Origin of the sequence: 'Nostoc azollae' 0708 (genome assembly GCF_000196515.1) — a bacterium.
In the GTDB taxonomy this organism is placed as follows: domain Bacteria; phylum Cyanobacteriota; class Cyanobacteriia; order Cyanobacteriales; family Nostocaceae; genus Trichormus_B; species Trichormus_B azollae.
Genome location: NC_014248.1, coordinates 744,860 through 770,018, shown reverse-complemented (window position 1 = coordinate 770,018; position 25,159 = coordinate 744,860). Strand labels below are relative to the sequence as shown.

General features: G+C 38.1%; 14 protein-coding genes and 4 pseudogenes. 5 read left to right on the top strand and 13 right to left on the bottom strand.

Going from position 1 to position 25,159, the window contains the following annotated elements; translation table 11 throughout:
• Positions 1 to 243: 243 nt before the first annotated feature.
• The 10 genes from AAZO_RS03540 to moeB form a co-directional block, all read right to left on the bottom strand.
• A complete protein-coding gene (locus AAZO_RS03540; RefSeq protein WP_013190199.1) occupies positions 244 to 3,285 on the bottom strand; it encodes an ABC transporter transmembrane domain-containing protein in 3,042 nt (1,013 codons plus the stop codon).
• Between the two features lie 21 nt (positions 3,286 to 3,306).
• A complete protein-coding gene (locus tag AAZO_RS03535; protein ID WP_013190198.1) occupies positions 3,307 to 3,906 on the bottom strand; it encodes a helix-turn-helix domain-containing protein in 600 nt (199 codons plus the stop codon).
• Between the two features lie 1,630 nt (positions 3,907 to 5,536).
• Positions 5,537 to 6,330 (bottom strand): IS5 family transposase gene (locus AAZO_RS28550; RefSeq protein WP_085940196.1). Its coding sequence is split into 2 segments (ribosomal slippage): positions 5,537 to 5,979 and positions 5,979 to 6,330, totalling 795 coding nucleotides; the frame shifts between segments, so codons are not numbered across the junction.
• A 763-nt stretch (positions 6,331 to 7,093) separates the two neighbouring features.
• Positions 7,094 to 7,477, bottom strand: a complete 384-nt coding sequence (locus AAZO_RS03520) for a HetP family heterocyst commitment protein (RefSeq protein ID WP_013190195.1) — start codon at positions 7,475 to 7,477, stop codon at positions 7,094 to 7,096.
• Between the two features lie 294 nt (positions 7,478 to 7,771).
• Entirely contained in the window at positions 7,772 to 8,155 is a 384-nt protein-coding gene (locus tag AAZO_RS36620) for a hypothetical protein (RefSeq protein WP_228371477.1), read from the bottom strand.
• Between the two features lie 2,081 nt (positions 8,156 to 10,236).
• Positions 10,237 to 12,657, bottom strand: coding sequence for a GH116 family glycosyl hydrolase (locus AAZO_RS03510; protein ID WP_013190193.1), 2,421 nt, complete (start codon positions 12,655 to 12,657; stop codon positions 10,237 to 10,239).
• Between the two features lie 172 nt (positions 12,658 to 12,829).
• The gene (gene recA, locus AAZO_RS03505) at positions 12,830 to 13,909 is read right to left on the bottom strand and encodes a recombinase RecA (RefSeq protein ID WP_013190192.1); all 1,080 of its coding nucleotides are present in this window, start codon (positions 13,907 to 13,909) and stop codon (positions 12,830 to 12,832) included.
• A gap of 195 nt (positions 13,910 to 14,104) precedes the next feature.
• Complete coding sequence (locus AAZO_RS36615) at positions 14,105 to 14,848, bottom strand: MFS transporter (protein WP_228371476.1); 744 nt, start codon at positions 14,846 to 14,848, stop codon at positions 14,105 to 14,107.
• 90 nt (positions 14,849 to 14,938) lie between these two features.
• Positions 14,939 to 15,220, bottom strand: a complete 282-nt coding sequence (locus tag AAZO_RS36610; protein ID WP_228371475.1) for a hypothetical protein — start codon at positions 15,218 to 15,220, stop codon at positions 14,939 to 14,941.
• 395 nt (positions 15,221 to 15,615) lie between these two features.
• Entirely contained in the window at positions 15,616 to 16,788 is a 1,173-nt protein-coding gene (moeB, locus tag AAZO_RS03495) for a molybdopterin-synthase adenylyltransferase MoeB (protein WP_013190190.1), read from the bottom strand.
• A gap of 759 nt (positions 16,789 to 17,547) precedes the next feature.
• Between moeB and AAZO_RS28545 the strand changes: the two genes are divergently transcribed.
• The 3 genes and pseudogenes from AAZO_RS28545 to AAZO_RS03475 all read left to right on the top strand — a co-directional run bounded on the left by AAZO_RS28545 (position 17,548) and on the right by AAZO_RS03475 (position 19,760).
• Positions 17,548 to 17,814 (top strand): helix-turn-helix domain-containing protein, encoded by a 267-nt coding sequence (locus AAZO_RS28545; RefSeq protein ID WP_081462685.1) that lies wholly within the window; start codon positions 17,548 to 17,550, stop codon positions 17,812 to 17,814.
• A 128-nt stretch (positions 17,815 to 17,942) separates the two neighbouring features.
• A pseudogene (locus tag AAZO_RS28540) lies at positions 17,943 to 18,520 on the top strand (transposase); the annotation flags it as partial.
• Between the two features lie 130 nt (positions 18,521 to 18,650).
• Positions 18,651 to 19,760: pseudogene (locus tag AAZO_RS03475) on the top strand (ISAs1 family transposase).
• A gap of 415 nt (positions 19,761 to 20,175) precedes the next feature.
• On the opposite strand, the pseudogene AAZO_RS28535 reads toward AAZO_RS03475, so the two are convergent.
• From AAZO_RS28535 to cysS, 3 genes and pseudogenes are all read right to left on the bottom strand, one after another.
• A pseudogene (locus AAZO_RS28535) lies at positions 20,176 to 21,314 on the bottom strand (TldD/PmbA family protein); the annotation flags it as partial.
• Positions 21,315 to 21,393: 79 nt separating this feature from the next.
• Complete coding sequence (locus AAZO_RS42155; RefSeq protein ID WP_013190189.1) at positions 21,394 to 21,558, bottom strand: four helix bundle protein; 165 nt, start codon at positions 21,556 to 21,558, stop codon at positions 21,394 to 21,396.
• 172 nt (positions 21,559 to 21,730) lie between these two features.
• A complete protein-coding gene (cysS, locus tag AAZO_RS03460) occupies positions 21,731 to 23,191 on the bottom strand; it encodes a cysteine--tRNA ligase (protein ID WP_013190188.1) in 1,461 nt (486 codons plus the stop codon).
• A 172-nt stretch (positions 23,192 to 23,363) separates the two neighbouring features.
• On the opposite strand from cysS, the pseudogene AAZO_RS03455 reads away from it, so the two are divergent.
• Together AAZO_RS03455 and AAZO_RS03450 are read left to right on the top strand one after the other, a co-directional pair.
• Positions 23,364 to 23,985, top strand: a pseudogene (locus AAZO_RS03455) (Uma2 family endonuclease).
• Positions 23,986 to 24,063: 78 nt separating this feature from the next.
• Positions 24,064 to 25,146 carry a CobW family GTP-binding protein gene (locus AAZO_RS03450; protein ID WP_041642491.1) on the top strand — a complete coding sequence of 361 codons (1,083 nt, stop codon included), beginning with the start codon at positions 24,064 to 24,066 and terminating at the stop codon, positions 25,144 to 25,146.
• Positions 25,147 to 25,159: the final 13 nt, after the last annotated feature.

Genomic DNA, 25,159 nt, shown 5'->3' with positions numbered 1-25,159 from the left:
TTTGGATTAATAATATTAGTGTTTTGGAAAAACTGTTACACATGAATAATTAACCGCAGATTGACGCAGATTAATGCGGATGAAATCCCCTGATACAATCTTGAATATAAGTTGTAAATGAAGCATATATATTAGAGACGTTGTATACAACGTCTCTGAGTTTGAGTTGGAGATTGCCGATTGTGAATCAAAAATACCTAACCAAATCCACTGTTGACTATTAACTGGTAACTGTTAACTGATTCAGCCTGTTGACGCTAGTTGTTGTTGATTAAGATAGTAATAATGTCCTCTCTTGAGAATTAATTCTTCATGAGTACCACTTTCAACTAAAATCCCCCGATCTAAAACTAAAATTAGGTCAGCATGACGCACGGTGGAAAGACGATGGGCGATAATAAAACTCGTGCGTCCTTTGAGAATTGTTTTCAGATTGTTCTGAATAATGCGCTCAGATTCTGCATCAAGATGACTGGTTGCTTCATCTAATATTAAAAGGCGCGGACTTCCTAATAATGCACGAGCTATTGCTAGGCGTTGGCGTTGTCCCCCTGATAACATTCCTCCACCTTCACCGATTTGGGTTTCATAACCCATAGCCATGCGTTTAATAAACTCATCTGCACCTGCAAGTTGGGCTGCTTCAATAATTTCTTCTAGGGTAGCTTCTGGATGAGCTATGCTAATATTTTCTCGAATTGTACCGCCAAATAAAAATGTATCTTGGTCAACAACTCCTATTTGCGAGCGCAATGAATGCAGAGAAATACTAGCCACATCTTGATTGTCAATTAATACTCGGCCATCTGTCGCTGGATATAAACCCAAAATCAACTTAGAAAGAGTTGTTTTCCCTGAACCACTCCGCCCTACAACTGCAACAGTTTGTTCAGGTAAGATCTCAAAACTGAGATTTTCTAGGATGTTAATATCGCTTTCAGCATGATAGCGAAAAGTTACATTGTCAAAATGTAAATGGCCACGTAATCTAGGTAATATTTGACGTGAGTGAACTGCTAGATCCTCTTCTGGGCTTGCTTCTAAAACATCATTAATTCGTTCTGTAGAAACTATCACTTCTTGTAACTGATTCCACAAACTAATTAACCTTTGGAAAGGCTGAATAACGTTACCTAGTAACATATTAAAAGCTACTAGCTGTCCAATGGTTAACTGGTTCTGAATTACTAACCATGCTCCAAACCACAATAATCCTGTACTGGCTATGGCTTGAATTGTAGAACTAATAATTTCCAGTTGATTTCCAATTACTTGAACACTGAAGTTTTTCTTAGTCAAATTATTCAGCAATTCTTCCCAACGCCATCTTACTGTTTGTTCAATAGCCATTGAGCGAATCGAGGAAATTCCCGTTAAACTTTGAATTAAGTAACTATTTTCTTTTGTCACCGCCGTAAAAACTTCACGACTAGTTCGTCTTAAAAAAGGTGTGGCAAAGAGGGCTAGTAATACAAAGGGTGGTACAATTGCCAAAACCAATAAAGCCATTGAAGGACTGTACCAAAACATCAAGCTGATGTAGATAAATACTGTCAGAAAATCTAAAACAATAGATAGTGCTTCACCAGTTAAGAAACGCTGAATTTTTTGATTCTCTTGGACACGAGAAACAATATCACCAACGTAACGAGACTCAAAAAATGAGAGAGGTAAACGAAAGGTATGTTTAATAAAACCTACCATCAAGGCCACACTAATTCTGTTAGCTGTGTGGTCTAGTAAATATTGTCTGAGTCCATTGATAACAACACGAAATAAGCTAAAAATAAGTAACCCAAACCCAACAGTATTTAAAGTAATGGTGCTACCTTGGACAATTACTCTGTCTAATAATAGTTGAGTAAATAAAGGTGTCACCAATCCAAATACTTGAATTAACACTGAAGCAACAAATACTTCTAGCAGTACCTGGTAATGAGGTTTTACTAACTCAAATAACTGCCAAAATGGTGTGTTAGCTTCTGGGATTGTTTGAAGTGAGTTTGTTGGTTGTAATAACAATGCATAACCAGTCCAACCTGCTTTAAATTCTCGAATAGACAGATTAAGTTGACCGATAGCAGGATCGGCGACAATTACCCATTTTTCGGTAATTTCATAGACGACGATGTAATGTTTACCCTCCCAGTGTGCAATCGCAGGTAACGTTTGTTGTGCTAATTTATCTAAACTAGCTTTCACCGGACGAGTAGCAAAACCGATACTTTCAGCCGCCGCAGTTAAACTCCGCATAGATGCACCAGCACGGTTAATATTAGCCAGTTCTCGCAAGCGATTAATGGTAAAATTCTTACCCCAATAACGACTAATCATCACCAAACAAGCCGCACCACAATCAGAGGCGCTTTGTTGTTCACAAAACGGATAGCGTTTACTAACTTTACGCCACCAATTTCCAGCGGTGACAGTAGGACTAGGAAAGTATTTCTGGCTTTGTTTTGGTTGTGATTGTTCCTGGATTGTGGTTTGGGGAAATTGAATCACATTGCGGCTTCTAGCCTTAACTTCGCGCTTGATTGGTTCTGTAATTGGCTCATTTTCTACATCAATTAACCTACTTAATTGCGGCCAATATTGTAGTGCTGTTTGCAAATCAGCATCATGCAAAATGTATACTCTGCTGGGTTGTGTTGCTTGCCACTTTTCCTTGTGGGGATTTACATAAATGTTACCTGGCGTTAATTTTTTACCCTGACAATGTTGTAATTCCCCCTGACACACTAGCAATAGTTTGGTATTTTCGGTCACTTGAGGATTTAGAGAACCAATTTCTAGATTTTGTTTTGCAAATAGAGATAATGCTGTTAGTATCTCCTCTACCGATTCATGACGAGGTGTAGCAGAGTTTTGAGATAATAACACCAGTATATCCCAAAGTTCTGCCTTTATGAATAGGCGATCGCTCACACCCACAAATCTATTAATTACCTCCTGGGGAAGATAACCGACCTTTAAATTTACAGAAGCCCTCGCTACATAAGCACTAAAATTTTGTTCGGGAAATAAAGTCAACTCCCCAAAAGATGAACCAGAAGTCAAAGTTGAAATCAAATTATTTCCACCATCCAATAGCCTGACCTTACCCGACAAAACTAGATAAATTCCTGGTGGTGCTGTTGTCGATATCCAGAATTGTTTGGCTATTGGTGGTTCAATAATATCTAATGCTTGAACACAATTTTCAAGTTCTTGATCTGATAGCGAATCACCCACAATTTTGGTAATTTGTGTTGCTAAATATGACTGAGAAAACGCTGATGGCATTTCCTTACCTCGCTGGCAATATTAGTTATTGGTCTGAATCAAGTTAAATGACCAACTGAAACTAGGTTCGGAACTAGATTGCAAATCGCAAATTGTGATACTAGAATCCTGATTTGGCGCATTTGTTGATGGTTGGGAAATTTTGCGTTTAGTAGAAAGTCCCATTTGTTTAAGCAGGCGATTAATATGGCGATCACTAATTTCAATCCCCAACTCATTTGCTAAATGTTTACTTAACCATTGAGCCGTCCAATACCCAAAAGCATAACCATATTCACGTGGACTATGACTAACCAGTTCTTTCAATCTTTCAATATATTGACTATTTACAGTCTTGGGTCTACCTATCCTTCTTTCATTCCATTTATGAGCTATACCAGCTTCAGCTATACCTATCCAATACCTCGCCATCTCCTGAGAACAGCCAATAATTTCACAAATATGAGATTGCGATCTACCCATATCTGCTAACAACATGATTTCAATCCTGCGTCGATATTCTGGTTGTAAATCAGATTGCAAATTTTTCAGCAACACCTTACGCTGAAACGGTGTTAAGAACTTACTTTCGTGAGCATCGTAAATTTCAGAAACTGTGTTTTGATTAGAAGATGAGGACATAATTCTTACCAGTTGCTGTCTACTGTAAAATTTGGGCAAATTTTTACCTTACATCTGTTACTAAAATCCAGATGCACTATTAATCAATTAGTATTGGACAGTAAAAACCTCAATAGCTGTCAGTTAAGGAAAAAATAAAAAGGTTTTAATTTACCCCCACATTTACACCTTAAATTCCAGTATCAGCCCTTGATCAATAATTACATAAATGCAACTTAGAGCTTATTGTTAGCCCTAATTTTGAGGATGTGTTTGAACACTGCAATACAGGTTCATACAGCAGCCTCCAAATATTTAAATTAGTTGGGTTCTGATTAACCAACCTGAGGTAAAACCTGTTATAACAATACATTGAAGCCTGAAGATTGCTAATATCAGACAAGGAATTTATCTATTTCTTAACGCTAGCTTAAAAATAGTATTTTCTCATCAGCAGATTGTCGTAAGTCTGAAATTTTTCGGAAGAGAAATCACAAGAAAAATCCACAATTCCTCAGTTTTTATCTTTCCTTACTATTATTCATCTTAAAATACTCCTACATCTTTAGCAAAGATTAATATGAAGACGTAAAATCTTTATATAATCTTTACAATAAACTTATATTAAAGTTATATTTTTATAATAACCACTCTAGAGGGAAGATTTCAAGAATTTAGAATTATTAATCAATTAGATTATCAGTTATTTAAAATAATATTAGATCCTTTTGTGAGATTATAAAAATCAATATTTTTTCAACATCAAATAGATAAATATCTATCTTGGGTAATAGAGAGATATCTTCTATTACCATCTCAAATATACTAAAGATGTATCTATCTTCCGAAGGAAGATCTTTAGTTATTAATAAAACCCTTAAAAAATAGATAAGTTAAGTTAAAAAATCTAACTTTCGATAAATTAGCAAACAGTAAATATGTGGTAAGTGATAGGAACTTAATGAAGTACCAAATGAAGAAGTTTTTTTAAAATTTAAAAAAGTTAAACTATACCCCACACCCTGTTTTCTGTCACCTACTATAGGAATCTTATTTGAACCTATCAGGAATCAAACCGGATTCCTCTATATAGAGAAAGAAGCAGTGTAAATTTTAAGCTTCCAGTATCAGTTATATAAATTGCTAATTTATACAGTGAGCGTTATCCTATTTGGGAAAAATAGGGTTCTCATAATTGAGACAGAAGTGTAATAGCGATAAATCCTACCAGCCGTGAGGACGGTTCTACCGTAACTTTTCAATTTCCCAGCCTACTTTTAGTGCTAAAGCTTGTAATCAAAAATTTTTAATTGCTTAGACCTTCCAGGAAAAACAACCACCAGTAGTTACAGCTTATTGTCATTGGTGTAAAAATCATCTAATCCATAAAATGATGAATGTTGAAACATCCACTGTGATGTATTTCATGGTTAGACAGAATTACTAACTTTGTTGGTAAAGGTGAATTTAGGTGCCGTTCACGTCTTTCATGTTTTTATATCTAATCTATAAGATATTATGAGTGTATATTTGCCATTCTGGCAGAACTTTACACTTTACACCGATTCAGCACACCGATTCAGCTATTTGAGCGGCTTGCAGTACATGGTAAATGTAGTACATGGTAAGAGATGATTTATAAGGTAAATCTTTAGGAGACAAGAGGAAGTAGCATAATTCTAGTCATAAGAGCATATATAGCCCCTTCCCTCATTTGTGTTAAACGCTCATAATCCTTGCTTAGACGAGGATATTGGTTAAACCACCCAAATGTTCTTTCTACTACCCAGGGTTGTGGTAAAACTTTAAATTCTTGCTCAGTAGGTCCTATGACTTCAACATGAGCTTGAGTCAGGAACCAAACTGCAAGTGCAAATTTATCACCGTCATAACCGGAATCAACCCATAAAACTTGGACCTTTTCCAATAATTCTGTGGGTTCCTCTAGCAGTTCCATTAGTGCATAGGCAGCAAGTATTCGTTCTGGGGCATTCGCTTCACTAACAACAACTTTCAACACAAGTCCCAGGCTATCAACTAAAGTCTGCCCCTTTCTTCCTTTTACCTTTTTACATCCGTCAAAACCATACACATCCCCTTTTTTTGGTCAGTGTTGACCGACTGACTGTCTGCAGCGAGCGCGGTAGGTTGTGTTGATTTACCTAATTTCGAGCGAACTTGACCACCCAATGTATGGTTGAATTTTTCCCAAATCCCCTGGAGCTGCCATTTCCTGTAATAGCTATATACCGTTGACCTTGGCAGGAAGTCACCTGGAAGCATATTCCATTGACATCCAGTTTTCAAATGATAATAGATGGCATTACATATTTCACCCATATCTGTTGTGGGTGGATGCCCTCCTTCTTTAGCTGGTGGAATCAATGGGGCCAGGATTTCCCACTCCATATCAGTTAAGTCTGTGGGGTAAGACTTTCGTGCCATGATTAGCTATGTAAATACACTACATTTTATGTATCCTATCCTTCTAATATTCCTTTTCTACTCCCCTTTACATTTACTTTATCAGCCTCTTAATGTATTCGTATAGTGTTTAGAAAATTGAATCAAATATTCACTTCTGGAATGCTCTTAAGCTGGGTACTACCCACCCGACTATACTAGTAGAGTACGGCGTAAATATAGCAACCATTTAAAATAGAAGAAAAGCCTACTCCATAAGATTTTGGACTTTTGAATTTCACCTTGCAGTACTATCGTTAGGGGACAAAGGTAAGGGGTAAGAGGAAAAGAAAAATCTTTAACCTAAGAGCATGTTTGAAAAGTTTTAGGAGGTACAAATTGTCATTTTGAGGGCAATTCAATGGAGCGTATCCCTTCTGGACACTGCATGAACGTGAAGCGTGCCGGAGGCTCTAGAATCTAGGTTTTGAGCGTGTACTGAGATGTTTTATTCCGCTCCGCTGCATTCAACATGCTACAAAGACCGACTTTTCAAACAACCTCTAAGACCACTTACCTTTCCTCGTCCTTTTAGGGTATGGGGAAAACTGTCTTTCCCTACACCGCACAACTCATACCTCAGACCCTGTTTTCGGTCAGTCATACTCCTCAACTTCCTATATCAAGATGGTAGTTATAGCAACGGATAAGGAGGTTAGGACATCAAGTGATAGCGTGGTATAAGCCATTGATGAAACTCTATGCACAACAGAGTTTTACTCCTGAATTCTGACTCCTGCTATAGCTATGCTGATTTTTTCTCTCTGTGGCTACCGCGTACTTCTGCTTTTTGCTTACCCCCTACTTCCAGATAAGCAATATCTTTAATTTTGCTCAAGCAAGCAGATGCTAGATGAGTATCACACCTTTTCTCTGTTGCTGGTTTAGCAAGTTTCAGACTTTCATTCTGTTGGGTATTTGACCTACTAATACGAGAGTTTTCTTTGAGTAATCGGTTATAAGTGCGGTAAGGAATGTAATGCAAAGGATTGTAACCAACAAACCGCAGCATTAAAACACAAGCCCAAGAATACTTACCAGCTAGGATAGCTTCTATTACTTGGTCAAACTGTTCAGGATTGATTTTCTTCTCTAAGTTGCTACTTTTACCAGAAATGTCTTGATTCATAATGAGTGTTAGTTTTATTTGAATGAAGTTGACTAGTCCAGTTGTTTTGAGTCTTATTGTGTCAAGTGCTATTTACAAACTGCAATACTAGTCCACCACACCATCTTTGATGAATTCACAATGGGAAGATCATGTATATTCTTTCCATGGGTACCTTGACCCACCAATTCTGGTTTGGTTGATTACTAGCTTTGAGACAGCAGTTGAATTAATTACAGGAATATATTGGTAATGGATTAGTACTGAAAATTGAAAAAGTAGATAACCTTTTCAACAGGCACATCCCGAAATTTCTCAAGTTCTCAGAGGTTGCTGTAACTCCCAGTGGAAAAGGCTTTTTCTAAAACTGCTCTGTTGTTTTGTATGTGTATGGATACTTTTGAGCCAAGTTTTAGTTTCCACAGTGTTGGTTGCTGTCTGGGTAGTTTTCTGTATGTCGAGGAGCAGCTTCAATAAATTAATTTTCAAAGCTAAAGCTCTTCGGGTTGCTTGTTCTGCTCTAGCTATAATCTCCCCAAGGGTTTGAGTCTTTAAAGAACTATGAGCCATCCCATCTATGATTTTCGTTCCTTGGGTGTGGCTGACTTTGACAATCTTTCCTATCCACACCCAAACCACAACTATGGGATAGAAATCTAACTTGCTCCCCCAAACTAAATACAGAAGGTTTGAAAACACCTCAGTTTCAAAGGATGCTGACCTGTTGCTTATATTCTTAATTGCTATGTCACTACTTGTTCGTAGGACTGATAAATTTAACTTTGGTAAAAGTACAAGACTTTCATGAATAGATGCCTGACGAGGATGTAACTCAGAGAGTTTGACCCCTACAAGACCCCGCTGGCTTGATGTTTCGACTGCATTTGACCTGATGATTTGTTTCATGACCTGACCTGTGATTGAAAACCTGACTGTTTTTAATCAAGTCTGTGTGCTGCTTTGCTGTATTGACCCTGTTGTGCAGTTTTGTAACCTGGTGGTTTGAGTTGCTGATGAAAGACAACTACCATTGGTTACTTCTCGGCTGTAGCTTTTGCTGATTCGTAAATGAAAGGTAAAAGTTTACCATCTTTCTGTAATCTAGTGGTCTTAGTAGATGCTGTTGTGTCTTCTAAAAATTAGACAATCTTGAGTTGAATAGATGTTCCCTGGCTATTATTGTATAACTTACGGCTGAGAATTAGTAATAATTTTCAGTGAAGTCTTATAATTTTCAATTGAGCCGAGAAGATCATTCATATTAGGATCTAAATAGCTACATTCGTATTTATACTATTTTTTGTCGCTAATGTCATCTGCCAATTTTGCAGGCTTATAAGTTAAATTTACTGAATATCTCAGAATGTTCATTTGAGGGTTGTGCAACTTTGACTTTTGTCCCATTTTTGTTAAAAGAATGGGGGGTGTCACCCCTCATTTTATCTACTAAAAAACTTTTATTATCTGTAGTTTAACAGCAAATATTACTAGTTATTTAATTTCAGAAGCCTTATAAATAAACAGGCTTAGACCTTTTTCTAAAAGCCTTATTCGTTATTTTTAGCATAATTAGCCCTGAAAGTTTAGTGATTATATATTGTTATATGTTTTTCTTGGAGGTGTTCTCTGAAAATCTTTTCATCCATACCTATTACCTATAAGTGCTAGTCATATCTGACTCATAATTACCTAAGAACAGGTCAGTGCATCCAGAACCTAAATGGTTAAGAATACTATCTTAGAATATGATGTATTTATGTTCTTGATAACACAAACTTTTACAATAAAAAACACCCATAAAGGGTGTGTTTACTAAAACTTTAGCATCTTAAATCTGTATGCAATTATATAATCAACGAAATCAATCTAAATTAAGCGATAAAATACACCTATGAGTTGATTTTAAATAAGTTATATTTTTTTTGATTAGGCAGGAAGTTTACTAATTTCGGTAGGAAAAATTACATCTTCTGTTTCAGCTTTATTGAGTACAGGTTTCAACAGTTAGTTGTTATTAATTTGCCACAAGTAAATGCTGGAGGATTAATACTTCGCTTTAGTAGCATTATTTAATTTGTTGAGTCCTGGTCTGAGATAATTAACTCTCTTGGCTTGTTACTTGCTAATTAGAATTAAAGGAGTTATAATGTAATTCCCTCAAGCTATAACTCGCTACCAAAGGTAAAGAGTGAAACGACTTGTAAACCTGACATCATCAATCAAGACGGTTTTTCCTGCTTTTACTTTCACTACATAGACAGAGCTAAATTTCTTTTTGCTGTGGTTTTTTCTGGGCAAGAGTTTAGAAAAATCTCTTTTTGTCTGTCATCTAACCGCTTATTACCATATGTTTGTCAAACCATGTTTTATGGTTGATGAGGATTTTGCTGTTTTTGTCTCTGGTAATCATGTTTCTGATTTTCCTGGGGGATAGATTGTGAGAGAAGGTGAAAAATCGCAATCTGGGATTGTAGTAATGGACAGAGTAGTGAGGACATAAATTAATAGGCTCTTTTTTACCTGAGTTCTGTTTCCTGCTATATAACAGGTCTGAATACTTGCCCGTTCAGGGAAAAAGGGTGAAAACCTTGACTTTGTACCCATGCCAACCTAATAGCATGACACGAGTCTCAAGGTTTAAATCTTTCAACTCTTACCATTACTTATTTTTTCTACGGATTCCGGAAATAACCGGAAAATACTATCACATTTATTGAGATAATTATTTTTCCCAAGTAGGTATTATCTATTACCAGAGATGGCGGAGATAATAAGAGTATTTAAATGAACATCATATAAATTGCCCAAATAGCCATTGGGCGCAGATAGGTACTAGCGCGAAAAGTACCAACGGGGGTAATGGCTTCGGGGGTGCGAAATTGTAAACCATTGTCGTAAATTTGCTCAACAACGGCTTGCGTTAACTGCATAGCTTCATTTTTCATACCCATCTGCACTAGGAAAGCTGCTAAACCAAAGTTAATTCCAGTCCATACTTCTAGAGGATGGGTGGCTTTGGGGTTTTCTGGAGAACCGTCGGGAAGAACGCCGTTAGCTGCACCAAACTTACCATCATAAAACTTTACAAAGCAGGCTTCATATACTGTTTGCAAGGCAGAATGGGCATGATTACTGGGGACAATATCCGGTAAACCCAGTAACCGCGTGTAGAATTGTCCACATAACTGGTCTGCCATGACTACATCAGAACCACTTTCACTGTCTAAGCGGTAATACTGACCGTTCCAAAGCTTTTGTTCATAAATTGGTCTTGATTGTTGTAACCAAGATTGATAAATTGATTTTTGCGATCGCAATTTGTCTGTCTTCTCTGTGTTCTCTGTGCCTCTATGGTTTGTTAAAATATCAGCTATTGCGATAGCACTTTCTAAAGCCGCTAACCACAACCCGCCACAATATGCACTAACACCATTTAACAGCCAATCATCAAAGGTTTGATCAGGTGCGCCAGAATTTTCTGGTATTCCATCACCATCTAAATCAAAGGTTTTCAAATAATCGAGAGTCTGCACAATTGCATCCCAACAGTCTACCAAAAATTGTACATCGTGACTACCTGTAAATAGAAAATCTCGGTATACTTGCAATACAAAATCGCTACTTAAGTCTTTCCATAAGTTGCAATCTTGATAACAGGTGTAGTTGGTTTTTTCCCACACCCATTCATTTGGTGCGCCTAAGTCATGGGGTGTAGCTTTAGCTACTTTGCGGATGGCTTTTTTTGTTTCAGCACCAATTGTATAATAATAGCCAATCACTCGCAGATGATCATCGCTGTGGGGAATTGCCCGTGCAAAGGCGCGAATTACTGACTTTTCGAGTTCTGGGAATAAGATTAGTAGGGCGAAAGAACCATATAACCTGACATCTAAACTTTCATACCAACGGTAATCTAAACATTCTAAGACAGCAAACTGACCTATGGGATCAATTTCTGAGGCTGCACTCCAGAGAGTTCCACCGCTTGTGAGGTCATAAAGTTCGTTAAAGAGTGCCATCTTAAACCATTCTGGCAAATCTTCGCGGTCAAGAATCGGTTTTTGCCAATTTTGAATCTGCGCTCGCCAAACTTGATATTGTTCTAGTCCTCTAGATGTGATTGCAAAAGCATTATCACCATAGCGACTAAAAAAATCTGTATATCTACGGTAATAATTAATGCCCTCAGCAAATTCCGTTACAGGAAAATCCCAAGCCAGAGTAAAGGGAATTTCCAGAGTTTCCCCTGGTTGGAGAGTACAACGCACAGCCAAGGCAGCCCCTAACCGTGTATCTGCATCTGCGGGAGTTGCATTCAGATAATTAGGCAAATAACCATCAGTTGAAAAGCTTTCCCAAAGATCCGCACCTGAACCGACTGGATTAAAATGCGTATGATAAAATACTTCCATGCGGGGATTTTTAGGAGTAGCAATACACCAGCTACCATCACCTTCCTGTATAGGTAAACCAGTAGGCACACGACCCAAAAAACAGCCAAAAAATTCTGTATTTTCCACTATATGATTGTAGTTTCCTTTACTTTCACCTAAACGCGGCTGATATTCATAAACCGGACTCCCATCATCCCGTATCTGCAAATCAGGAGATTTCAGAGCATTAGTAAACCAACCCACTATGTTTTCCCAAGTCAGCATGATACTGAGGGTAATAGGTGCATTTGTGGGGTTATGTGCTTTCCAAACAAAAACAGCTACAGGATAACTAGTTTCTTGATAATTATTTGCCCAAATAGGGGAAAACTGCTCACAAGTTAGCTGGGTTTGCAAGACATTTTCATAAACAAACCAGCTGCGAGGATAAAGTGCATGATAGGTGCCGGTTGCTTGGGTAGTAGTTGATGGTGGATACCATTGCCAACTTTGTAGAGTCCCATCTTCCGGGATTTCGGTCGATAATGCATAAGCTTTAGAAGATGAACCAGTAGATTCAAATACACTAAATTGGCAAGATGGAAAGGATTTGAAGAGATGTTCACCACCGTCAATGTGCCACAGATTAAAGTCTCCTCGTGAAGAACGGCCAATACAACCAGCACCAAAACCCCCCAAAGGCATTCCGTGCCATGGTCCATCATCTATATTACTCACATAGCGGACAGTATAAGGCTTGTCCCAACCTAACCCGATGGGACGCTGCCAACTACAGGAGGGAATTTCTGGGAAGGGGGAAGTTGTCATTATTTTTCGGGAACAGGAAATAGGGAACAGAGAAGAGGCAGGAGGCAGGAAGCAGGAGGTAAGGAAGGGGCAAGAGTAAGAATTTATTTTTCTTCTCTACAACGCCAGTCGTCTCAAGTCGGGAAACCTGCCCACGACCCTGGATCCCCTACAGACCACACCCTGTTCCTAATTATTCTTCGTCTAATTCAATTTCTTCTTCCTCTTCTTCTCCATTGACTTTAGATACAGAGTTAGCAGAAACTACTGCCCCTTTATCTAGCTTTTCACACACTAACTCTCTAATCTTGTCAGCAAATTCTGTTTTTTCTTCTAAATATCTGATAGCGTTATCTCGACCTTGGGAGATGTTTTCACCGTTATAACTGTACCAAGCACCTTTACGCAGGAGAACTCCTGTTTCTTCTGCTAGGTCAACTAAACAACCTAGGGTAGAAACTCCCTTACCAAAAATAATGTCAAACTCAGCGATTCTAAAAGGTGGTGCTACTTTATTTTTGGCTACTTTCACTTTGACGCGATTACCAAATTCATCAGAGCCTTTTTTTAAGGTTTGAATCCGGCGAATATCTAGACGCACGGAAGCGTAAAATTTCAAGGCGTTACCACCAGTTGTGGTTTCTGGACTACCGTAGGTGACACCGATTTTTTGCCGCAATTGGTTAATAAAAATTACTGTGCAACCAGATTTACCAATATTACCTGTAATTTTTCTGAGGGCTTGGCTCATTAATCGGGCTTGTAAACCGACGTGAGTATCACCCATATCGCCTTCGATTTCAGCGCGGGGTACTAGGGCGGCTACGGAGTCAATGACGACAATATCAACTGCGGCAGAACGCACTAGTTGATCAACAATTTCTAAGCCTGCTTCTCCTGTGTCAGGTTGGGAAACGAGTAAATTTTCAATATCTACACCTAATGCGCCGGCGTAGGTGGGATCTAGGGCGTGTTCTGCATCAACGAAGGCAGCTATACCGCCGTTTTTTTGTACTTCTGCAATCGCATGAAGAGCTACTGTAGTTTTACCAGAACTTTCCGGTCCATAAATCTCAATTACCCGCCCTTTGGGTAGACCTCCACCCAAGGCTAAATCCAAAGTCAGCGCCCCAGTGGAAATAGTTTCTACACGCATCCGGGTAGCATCACCTAAACGCATGATTGCTCCTTTACCAAAACTGCGCTCAATCTGGTTGAGTACCATCGTCAGTGCTTTTTGCTTGCCAGAAGTATCTGCTGTGTTGGTTGCCATTAGAGTCTCTAAATATAGGATTTAAGGAAGTTTACGTTGGAAGCTTAATTAGAACAGATATACTATCTTAACCGGAAAGTGCGCGATTGGTACTCTTGGAAAAAAAGGTTGAGAAGATTGTAACGCGATCCAGACGGCGTGACTATTATAATAGGGCATTGGGCATTGGGAATTACTTTGCCTGTGGACTCCTGGTTATTGCGATTTCGGTAAAATAATACACAGAACAGCTAGCAAAAATGCCAATGCAGGAGCTATATAACTGACTATCATCGTTATCCCTAGGGTAAACACATATCCAAATACACTCACTGCCAAAGAGAACCCACCAAAATAGCTGCCAATACCTAAACCAGGCCAGTGAGGGGGCATTAATTCTAAGATAAATGGAATTGCCCCATTGACAATCAAACTGAAACCCGCTGCTATAAAAAGTATAGAGAGAATCTCTGGGGGCATATAGACCATTAACACTATTAAGAAGATAGTTGAAATAATACCTCCGAGCATTGCCCGACCATTACCTACTTTGGTAGCGCAAAATCCAGCAGGTAAAGCTGTAAAGGCAAGAGCTAAACTAATGATGCAGAGCATGATTGCAGTGACATCGTTTGTATTGAATTGGGGTTTCAGGGTTTTGCCTAAACCATTCATGAGGAAAAGCGAACCCCAAGTAATGCTAGAACCTGTGAGAAAAATAAAAGATAGGTTTTGAAAAGGTATTTTTGGTGTTTTTAGGTTTTGTAATTCTGTTGGTATTTCTGGCGCGTGCAAAAACCGCAGTGTAAATGCTGCTGCCAGAAGAACAAAAGATGTGATCGCAAAAGCCCAAACTGGCCCTAAACTCAGAATAAAGGTATTAGCAACTCCAGGAAAAGCACTAATCAGACCCCCTGCTAAAGTTACAAAACTGAATGCTAAAGGTAACTCAGCAGGCATTAACTACTTTAGCAACAAGGCAAAAGCTTGAGAAGGAAAGACTGTCATTGCTAACGCCCAAGCAGCTAAAATACTGCCGATCACCTCACTTCATGGGACAAAAGTAGCAACACACGGAATAGCAATAAACAAAGTTGACGCGAGAATCACACCAATGGAAATGAAAGGAAAGCGAGTTCCGAATTTCCGTTGATTTTGATCGGAAAGTCCCTCTATTAGTGGTTCCATCACCACAGCTAAAGCATTTTCAACAACCAGCAAACCAGCTGCTAAAGACGCAGGAAAACTAAACTGAGGCAAAAGTTCCGGTAAATAACCATTATAAACCAACCAACTTAATGTAATTCCTCCCTGCAAACCTGCTAAAACCAAAACTTGAACTCATAAAACACTTGGTTGAGATTTTGAGGTAGTCATATTGATATGGGGAGAGGAGGAGGTAGGGAACAGGTGACAGGTGATAGGTGATAGAAGTTATTTTACTTTTCCCCTACAGCCCCGCTCCCTTAGAGGGTGTTTGAAAAGTTAGAAAAGTATAATTTGTCTTTTGTATCCCTTCGGGACACTGAGTGAACGCCATGCCTGGCGTATGACTCCTACGTAGTCACGTAAGCTATAGCCATGTGGAACAAAGTGGGGCGAAGAATCTAGGGTTTGAGCGATTACTCTGAGTGCTTCACTACGCTGCGCTAGGTACCCTATGGGAAGCAAGGTACAGCATGACTTTTCAAACATCCTCTCACACGCGTTGTTGTGTCACCAATAATTTAATATTGAGGAACAGAAGGATCTACTTCTTGACTCCAAGCATTAATTCCACCTTTGACATTTGTTCCCACAATACCCGCATCCGTGAGGATAGCAAGAGCTTTGGCAGAACGTCCGCCCATTTTACAATGAGCAATTAAGCGGTGTCCCTTGAGTAGTTCCTTCACCTGAGTCACACCATTACCATTTTCAATATCTGGTAAAGGTACTAATACAGAACCGGGAATTTTAGCAATTTCGTACTCATGGGGATTACGTACATCCAGCAGCACAAAATCTTTTGCACCACTATCGAGTAATGCCTTCAATTCCTTGACGGTCATTTCTTGAATTTCCATCTGCTGTTTTGCCTCTTCTGCTTTTGCTTGGGGAATACCACAGAATTCTTCGTAGTCTATCAATTTTTGGATGACTGGACGGATGGGGTTAGGACGCAGTTTTAACTCCCGGAATTTCATATCCAAGGCATTGTAAAGCATCAAACGTCCACTAAGAGTATTACCTTGACCAATAATAACTTTGACTGTTTCCGTGGCTTGGATAACACCAATAATTCCAGGTAAAATTCCTAATACACCACCTTCTGCACAGGAAGGAACCATTCCTGGTGGTGGTGGTTCTGGATATAAGTCTCGATAGTTGGGACCACCTTCGTAGTTAAATAGGGTTGCTTGTCCTTCAAAACGGAAGATAGAACCGTAGACGTTGGGTTTCTCTAATAATACGCAAGCGTCGTTAACTAAATACCGTGTGGGGAAGTTATCAGTTCCATCCACGACGATATCGTAAGGATGAATGATATCTAAGGCGTTTTCGGAACTTATCCGAGTTTCGTATAAATCAACCTGACAATGGGGGTTAATTTCATGAATACGGTTTTTTGCAGATTCAATTTTGGGTTTACCTACCCAGGATGTCCCGTGAATTACCTGACGTTGCAAGTTAGAAGTATCAACCACATCAAAATCAACTATACCTATGCGTCCAATACCTGCTGCGGCTAAATATAACAGCAATGGTGAACCTAGTCCACCTGTGCCGATACATAATACACTGGAAGCTTTCAGGCGTTTCTGTCCCTCTAGTCCCACTTCTGGTAATATTAAGTGGCGAGAGTAGCGTTCATAGTCGTCTTTTGTCAACTGGATTTCATCCAGATTGGGATTTAGCATAGTAGTTAAGATGTAGAATGTCAGACTATTAATGTTAACTTAAAGTTGCTAAATTTATACATTCAATGGTTTCAAGTTGAAATTGGTGGTTGTCGTCAATACTCCAGCTTTGTAATTCACCAGCTTTACCATTCATTGTGGAGGGATACTATCACATAAGAGTTTTCTGGACAAGTATATGGGCTGTGGGCGATCGCATTTTCCAGGTATTGCTTAATGATATGGTTTCGTGCAAAGATACAAATAACTAAAGGCGCAAAGGACAGAAGTTTTCAAAGTTGAGTTTAATATTCCCTTCCCACTAAAAGAATAAGGTCATAGTAATAGGGTAGCGGGATAATGCTTTTGTGTAAGGTGGAATCCCACACCCCTAATTTCATACTGGGAAGGGAGTAAGTACGATGTTGTCGCTTGCAAAATTAAATGACCACTTGACAAATAAATGTCCACAAGAAGATTAACTCTATAAACCCTTACTGTGTAAGGGTTTTATTATTTCAGCCTATGTTTAGCTAGTAGTCAACCAAGGCAATGTTGCTGGGTAAGCCCCTCTACATTGATAAACTAGTCAAAAAAGGGGTTGACCATGGCAAAAAAGTATGTTGTAGATTTAAGTAAAGAGGAAGTTTTACAACTGCAAGCAATCCTCAAAAAAGGAAAGCACAAAGCAAGAACTATAACCCGTGCAAACATTCTTTGAATGTCATCTGAGGGAGAAACGGACACGGCGCTGCCGCAGTTCGAGTTCATGTTGCCACGGTGGAAAGGACAAGAGAAAAGTTTGTGATTGGTGGATTAGAATTTGCTTTAAAGGATGGGGAAAATCTACCAAAACCCAAAAAATTAGATGAAAAACAAGAAGCATTTTTGATTGCGACTGCTTGTTCTAATCCGCCAGAAGGAAGAGTACGTTGGACAATGCAATTATTAGCGGAGCATTTAGTGAAGGTTGGTATCATAGATTGCATTTCAGACGAAATAATACGCCAAACTCTAAAAAAAAAAATGAAATTAAACCGTGGGTAAAAAAAGAGTGGTGTATTCCCGAAGTTAACCCAGAGTATGTGTTCAGAATAGAAAATGTTTTGGATTTGTACAATGAGCCATATGATCCGAAAAAACCTACACTCTGCCTAGATGAATGCCCATATCAATTAGAGATAGAATTAGATCACCACGGTGATTCTTTAGCCAAAGGGAAACAAGACCCTCTATTTGAGAAGAAGCCTGAGTTAGGAATTAAATTAATAGATCTGACTTTAAGCGGTGGTTATCAAGCAGAAATAGTAATTATAGATGCTGGATATGGCCACAATACATCTTTCTTATTAAAGATAGAAAATCAGAATTTAAAGTATTGAGGAGGATTAGGTAAAAATCCCAAAGTCCTTGCTAGTGAGTGACCAAGAGGATAATCCACAAATAATTAGGTTAGATGAATTAGCACAAAGTTTACCCCAACAGGCTTTTACAGAAATTCAACTGGAGTTAGATAAACCCAAAACATTATGGGTAGTAACTAAAGAAGTAGAAATATCACGCTTAACTGGAAAGGGTAATATTGCTATAATCCAACGTCATCAACGGTTCTACTTTCTCTCAAGCCACTGATATTGACTACTTTATTACCAATGTTTCTTGAGCAATTGTCACACCCCAATAGATAGTTGATACATATTCTCAGAGAAATTCGGTAGAAGTTGTTTACAGGGAAGCCAAGGGATGGCAGGGCGAACGCATGTAAATATAGTACATATATTAAGAAACGAGAAAGGTAGGGAGGGCTGATGATATAGAGGTTGACCAATGAGGCTCTGATGGTAAAGTCATTGTAAAAGTAGAAGAAGAAAGTCCCAAAAAGTGTGAAGCTCAAGTCCAAAATCACGATTACTGACCACGTTGCACAGATGGAAGATCCAAGAGTAGAGGGGAGGAAACGACACAAGTTAATTGACATTCTTACCATTGGAATTTGTGCAGTAATTTGTGGAGCAGATAGTTAGGTGGCAATTGAACTGTATGGCTGCACAAAATATAAGTGGTTAAAAACCTTTTTAGAACTAGGAAATGGGCTCCGGTCCCAGGACACATTTGGAAGGGTATTTGCACAATTGAATCCGCAAAAATTTCAAAATTGTTTTTTGAACTGGATGAAATCAGTACATAAGATAAGGGATGGTGAAGTTGTGGCAATTGACGGGAAAACTTTATGTAGTTCTCATGGTAAAAATAGTGACTAGAGTGCAATCCAAATGGTAAGTGCATGGGCAACTACAAATAAATTAGTGTTGGGACAGGTGAAGGTGCATGAGAAATCAAATGAAATTACAGCAATTCCCGAATTATTAAAGGTTTTAGAATTAGCTGGATGTATTGTCAGGATTGATGCCATCGGGTGTCACAAAGACATAGTAAAGTTAATTACGCAAGAAAATGCAGATTATGTAATTACTTTAAAAAAGAACCAAGGTAATCTGTATGAGTCAGTAGAACAGCTATTTAAGTCAGGGATAAGTACAGGTTTTCAAGAGCTTCGACATAGCACATATAAACCCGAAGAAACAGGGTATGGTCGTCATGAGATCCGCAATTATGTGATGTTACCTGGAATTGGGTTTCAGCTTGACCCTGATTCAGTTTGGTCAAATCTCAAAAGTGTTGGGATGGTAGAACCTATCGGACAAGTGGACGATAAAACAACAGTAGAGACTCGTTATTTTATTAGTAGTCTTGAGTCAAATGGAGAACAATTGGCTAATTCTGTCCGGAGCCATTGGGCAATAGAAAATTCATTGCATTGGGTATTAGATGTAGCTTTAAAACAAGATGACTGCCGGATTAGGAAAGATAATGCTCAACAAAACTTTGCAGTAATGCGGCAGATAGCAGTCGATCTTTTGGGTAAAGAGAACCCCGTGAAGCGGGGGATAAAAAATAAACAGTTTTTGGCAGCAATGGATAATAACTCTTGAGAAAGAGTTTTAGCTTTAGCCTCAAATAACTTGTCAACAATTTACTTAATATTTTCTTCTACTTATTTTTACAGATAAGTTTACTTATTTATGGATGAATAGTTAGCTCATTTATCCTTAGCTAAGAGTTATTCAATTGGAGATAAGCTAATTCATCGCTTAATAAAAAACTGAAATTTACTTAATATTTTCTTCTGCTTATTTTTACAGATAAGTTTACTTATTTATGGATGAATAGTTAGCTCATTTATCCTTAGCTAAGAGTTATTCAATTGGAGATAAGCTCATTCATCGCTTAGTAAAAAAGTGATTAATTTTGTTTATATATCTATCAAGCTTTGCACTTATATATATAGATGATTTTAAAATCCTCATTAGTTTTTATTAGGAAATAAGGTGCATTTCCCCTGATCTAAACATCGTGTTTTATTCCCGCAATCATGTCTGCCAAACTGGCATTTCCTGGTTCTAAATTTCAGTTTGCCATGCGATCCATTGGTGGCCGATTCCAAGAACAAGCATGCGCACAAGCAACCCCTGGTAAACCTGATCAAGATTGACTTTCTAAACTTCCTAAACCTCTTTGTAAAATACCATCTTTAACCATATATTCTCTGGTTGCTTTTGCACCAGTGTCATCAAAACTATAACTAGCAAATTCACGTTCTACAGTGGGAGCAAAGGTAATATCCATTAAATATGAACTATATTCTAATTGGCCAAAATCACTCATTTTAACAAAACTACCACCAGCATAGTTACGTTCATCTCCTAAAATTCTATCTATTTCTAAGGGATGTCCAATGCTTTCATGAATTTGTAGCATCATTTGGTCTGGTGCTAAAACAAAAAAAATTGGTGCGGATATTTGGAAATTCTTCGGCTGTTAATAATTCTAATGCTTGTTCACCAATTTTCTGCCTTTGATGCCATAGGTTTTCTTCTTTTAAGAGTTCCCATCCACCTTGATAAAAGTGCGCTTGTAGTCCATTATTTGTCCGCTGTTGAACAAATCCACGATCTTGTGTGATCACACCGAGATGAGTACCAATAGACAGAATTTTTTGATATACTTCTGAACCATTACTACTCACAAACCAAGTTTCCTTTTGACCGGTGTTTATGTTAGCGTTAGTTTGTAGAATTTTGTGTTTATCGTTAGTTCTTATGTTTTCGACACAGACGAATTAATGACTCGTTTATTTCACCTAGACTAATAGCATCTAATAGTTCAAACAATGGTGAATTATATTCCCCAACAAGTTTAGGACGGGTGTTTTCTCGAAAAGGATAAATCCAAAATTCACTAGCTGCGAGTGCTTGTTGATAGGCTATTTCGGCAGCATTTTGCAAGGATGATAGTATGAGGGAGTTGGTAGCGGCATAACGTAAAGAACCCTTAAATATGACTTCTATCATCCCTCCCATTGATAATATTTTACCATTCCTTTTGGGTAAGCCATCACGAACAGAATGCTTGCTCGATATTTCTTTGACAGCGCGAATACCGATCCAATCAGCATGAGAAATTGCTGTTGTTAATTCTTTCCACATAATTAAAATTCAAAATTCAAACATTATTATTTTGGCCGATTTTCTTCTTTATTGACTAAAATAGCCGTAATTCTTTTGATCAATTAACTTCTCCCGAAATTGGTAGTAAAAGTTCTTCTGGCATTAACTCAGTCGCTATTAGCAATCTTAGCCAATATCTAGTTTCTCTTCGTTCCTTTAAGGCAATTTCTAATTTGTGAACGAAATCATCTGTACTTTGTTTGTCCAGATTGAGATTCTTCAAGACTTCCTCCAATTGATTTACCCGACCTCACTAATTGCTGAGATATTGTTCGGGATACTCCTGACTTTTCATCTAATGCCTGGCAAAGTTATATGATACGAATCGCGAAATCAAATGTTCTATCAGTGATAGCTTTGTTGTTATTCATAACTTTGAATTTTGAATTTTGAATTTATCCTCTATGCCAACGAGTTCCTTCACAGTTATCAATTAGAGTAATGCCTTTTGATAAAAGATCATCACGAATGCAATCAGATTCAGCAAAATTTTTTCCTTTTCTCGCTTCCTGTCTTTTTTGAATTAGATCCTCTATTTCTGCATCAGTTAAAGCATCCTCAGATATGGTTTCTATTTCTAGTTGTGCAGTTAATCCTAACACATCTGCTAAAGTCACAAGGGTTTGCCATTCTTGCAGTAATTTATCCGGTGGAGTTTCCGTTTTTCCCTGATGTACAATAATATTTTTTTCTCGAATTAGTTCTTTGGCTAATTCAAAAATTACTGCTAATCCACCAGGAAAGTTAAAGTCATCATTAACGACTTCTTTAAATCTCTCGATGTAGGTATTGGAAGTTAGGTTATTTCTGATTCCTAATCCCCACTCCCCAGTCCCCAATTTCTTACCATATTGATAGCCAAATAATAAACCTTGTCTCAATGTATACCAGCCGTTTGTTGCTGCTAATATGGCTTCATCAGTAAAATCAATCGGTTTGCGATATTGTGCCATCAACACAAACAACCTTAATGCCATTGGGTCAACACCCCGATCTAACAAGTTGCGGATGGTGGTAAAATTACCCAAGGATTTGGACATTTTTTCTCCATCGACCTTGACCATGCCATTGTGTAACCAATAATTAGCAAGAGGTTTGCCTGTAACAGCTTCCGATTGGGCAATTTCGTTTTCATGATGAGGGAAAATTAAATCTGCACCACCAGTATGAATGTCAATGGTATCACCCAGGCGCTCGCGCACCATGGCTGAACATTCAATATGCCATCCAGGACGACCTTTACCCCACGGAGATTCCCAAGCAGGTTCTCCCTGTTTTACAGCTTTCCACAGGGCAAAATCAAAGGGGTATTGCTTCTTCTGATATTCCGCATCTTCGATATTTACCCGTTCACTCGCACCGAGTTGTAAATCTTCTAGTTTGCGTCCTGAAAGTTTGCCGTATTCATCAAATTTCTGCACTGCATAATAGACATCACCATTAGCAGGATAGGCAAAACCTTTATGTTCTAAATCGTGAATTAATCTTTGAATACCATTCATCGTATGGGTAGCACGGGGATATTCATTAGCTTCTTTAATCCCCAAACGTGACATATCTTCAAAATATGCCTGAATATAACGTTCTGCTACGGCTTCCATTGTTGACTTTTCTTGTCTAGCGCGGTTCAGAATTTTATCATCAATATCCGTGAAATTTTGGATATAACGGACATCATAACCGATAAGTTGCAGATAGCGACGCACTACATCCCAAATAATACACGCTCTAGCATGACCCAAATGACAATAGTCGTAAACCGTAACACCACAACAATACATCTTGACCTTGCCAGGTTCGACGGTAGTAAACGGTTCTTGACGACGAGTAAGCGTATTATAAATAGATAGGGTCATAATCTAGGAATGGGACAATCTAACGATCAGCAATAATAACGTAAGTTGTGAGTGATGGGCAAAATGTTGCATTCATTATATATACTAAATCATAGCGTTATTTATCAAAGATAATGAAGTAGCCCTAGGACAAAACGTAAAGTTTAAAGTTAACAATATATAAAGGTAAATTGTGATTCTAGCTCTACCGAAAACTCAATCAGTAACTTTTGAGGAACTTGTACAGTGGAAACCATAAGACAAGTATTATAAATTACAAAATGGACTAATTGTTGAAATGAATCAACCATCAGGTCAGCATGAATGGATCATCATTTTTCTGAATAAAGAAATAACCTCAGAATCCACACGCCTAAATTTATACTATGGAATAGCAAAAACTGTTTTGGTTAAACCACCTGAAAGTCAATCAGCTTATTTACCAGATGTTTTACTAGTGAATCCTGTTAATTTGGCAAATGAGCCGTTATGGGAAAAGCAAGCTACAGTTACTCAAGCTGCATCAATTCCATTAGTTATTGAAGTTGTGAGTACAAACTGACGCGTTGATTATTTGACTAAGGTCAAGGAATATGAAGAAATTGGTATTCCTGAATATTGTATTGTTGATTATCTGGTATTAGATGGAACTCCCTAAATAAATAGGAAATCCTAAGCAAGCAACTATTTCTAGTTATGATGTAGTAAATGCCGAATATCAAGTTCAGTAATTTAGAAATGATGAAGTAATTGTATCAGCAACTTTTCCAGAGTTAAAATTAACGGCTAATCAGATTTTTCAAGCTGGTATATGAATCGAGTTCTCATCCAGAAATGCCAACTAGCCCAAATCAGGCTAATATTCAAAATAGACAAAAATCCTACTCATGACTATGCCATCACCAGTTATTTCTGAATCTCAAGCAATGGAAGCCCCTAAACAAGGATTACCTGTAACTATTATTACAGGGTTCCTTGGCAGTGGCAAAACAACTTTACTCAATCATATTCTAACTAATCAACAAGGTGTAAAAACTGCTGTTTTAGTTAATGAATTTGGTGAAATTGGTATTGACAATGAATTGATTGTTGCCACCGAAAATAATATGCTGGAACTTAGCAACGGTTGTATTTGCTGCACTATTAATAATGACTTGGTTGATGCTGTTTACAAAGTTCTAGAACGGGAAGAAAAACTAGATTACCTAGTTGTAGAAACTACAGGATTAGCAGATCCTTTACCTGTAGCCATGACATTTCTCAGTTCGGAACTGCGAATTTTAACCCGTCTTGATTCCATAGTTACTGTAGTTGATGCGACAAATTATAGCTTAGATTTATTCAATTCCCAAGCTGCATTTAATCAAATTAGTTATGGTGATGTAATTCTGTTAAATAAAGCAGATTTAGTCGACAGCAGCACTTTAGAGGAATTAGAAGGAAAGATTAACAAAGTTAAGGAAGGTGCAAGAATTATTAGGACTAAAAATTCTCAAGTTCCACTTCCTTTAATTCTCAGTGTTGGTTTGTTTGAATCTGATAAATACTTTGAATCAGAAGCACACAAACATAACCATCACGATGATGACCATGCTAATTGTGGTCACGATCATCACACCCATGAACACCACCACCATCATCATTCTGACCATTTGGAAAATGATGGTTTCACATCCATATCTTTCCAAAGTGATAAGCCCTTTTCAATTCGCAAATTTCAGTATTTCTTAGATAACCAACTCCCCAACGACGTATTCCGCGCTAAAGGAATTATGTGGTTTGATGAAAGTCCCCAACGCCATATTTTCCATCTCTGCGGTAAACGGTTTACCATAGATGATGATGAATGGAAGGGTGAACGGAAAAACCAAATAGTGTTAATTGGTCAAAATTTGAATGAAGAAACTCTACTCAAACAACTAGAGAACTGTCTTTGTATTCCTTCAGCTAGTAGAGGTAAAGGATTTGGGAAATAATTCGTAATTCGTA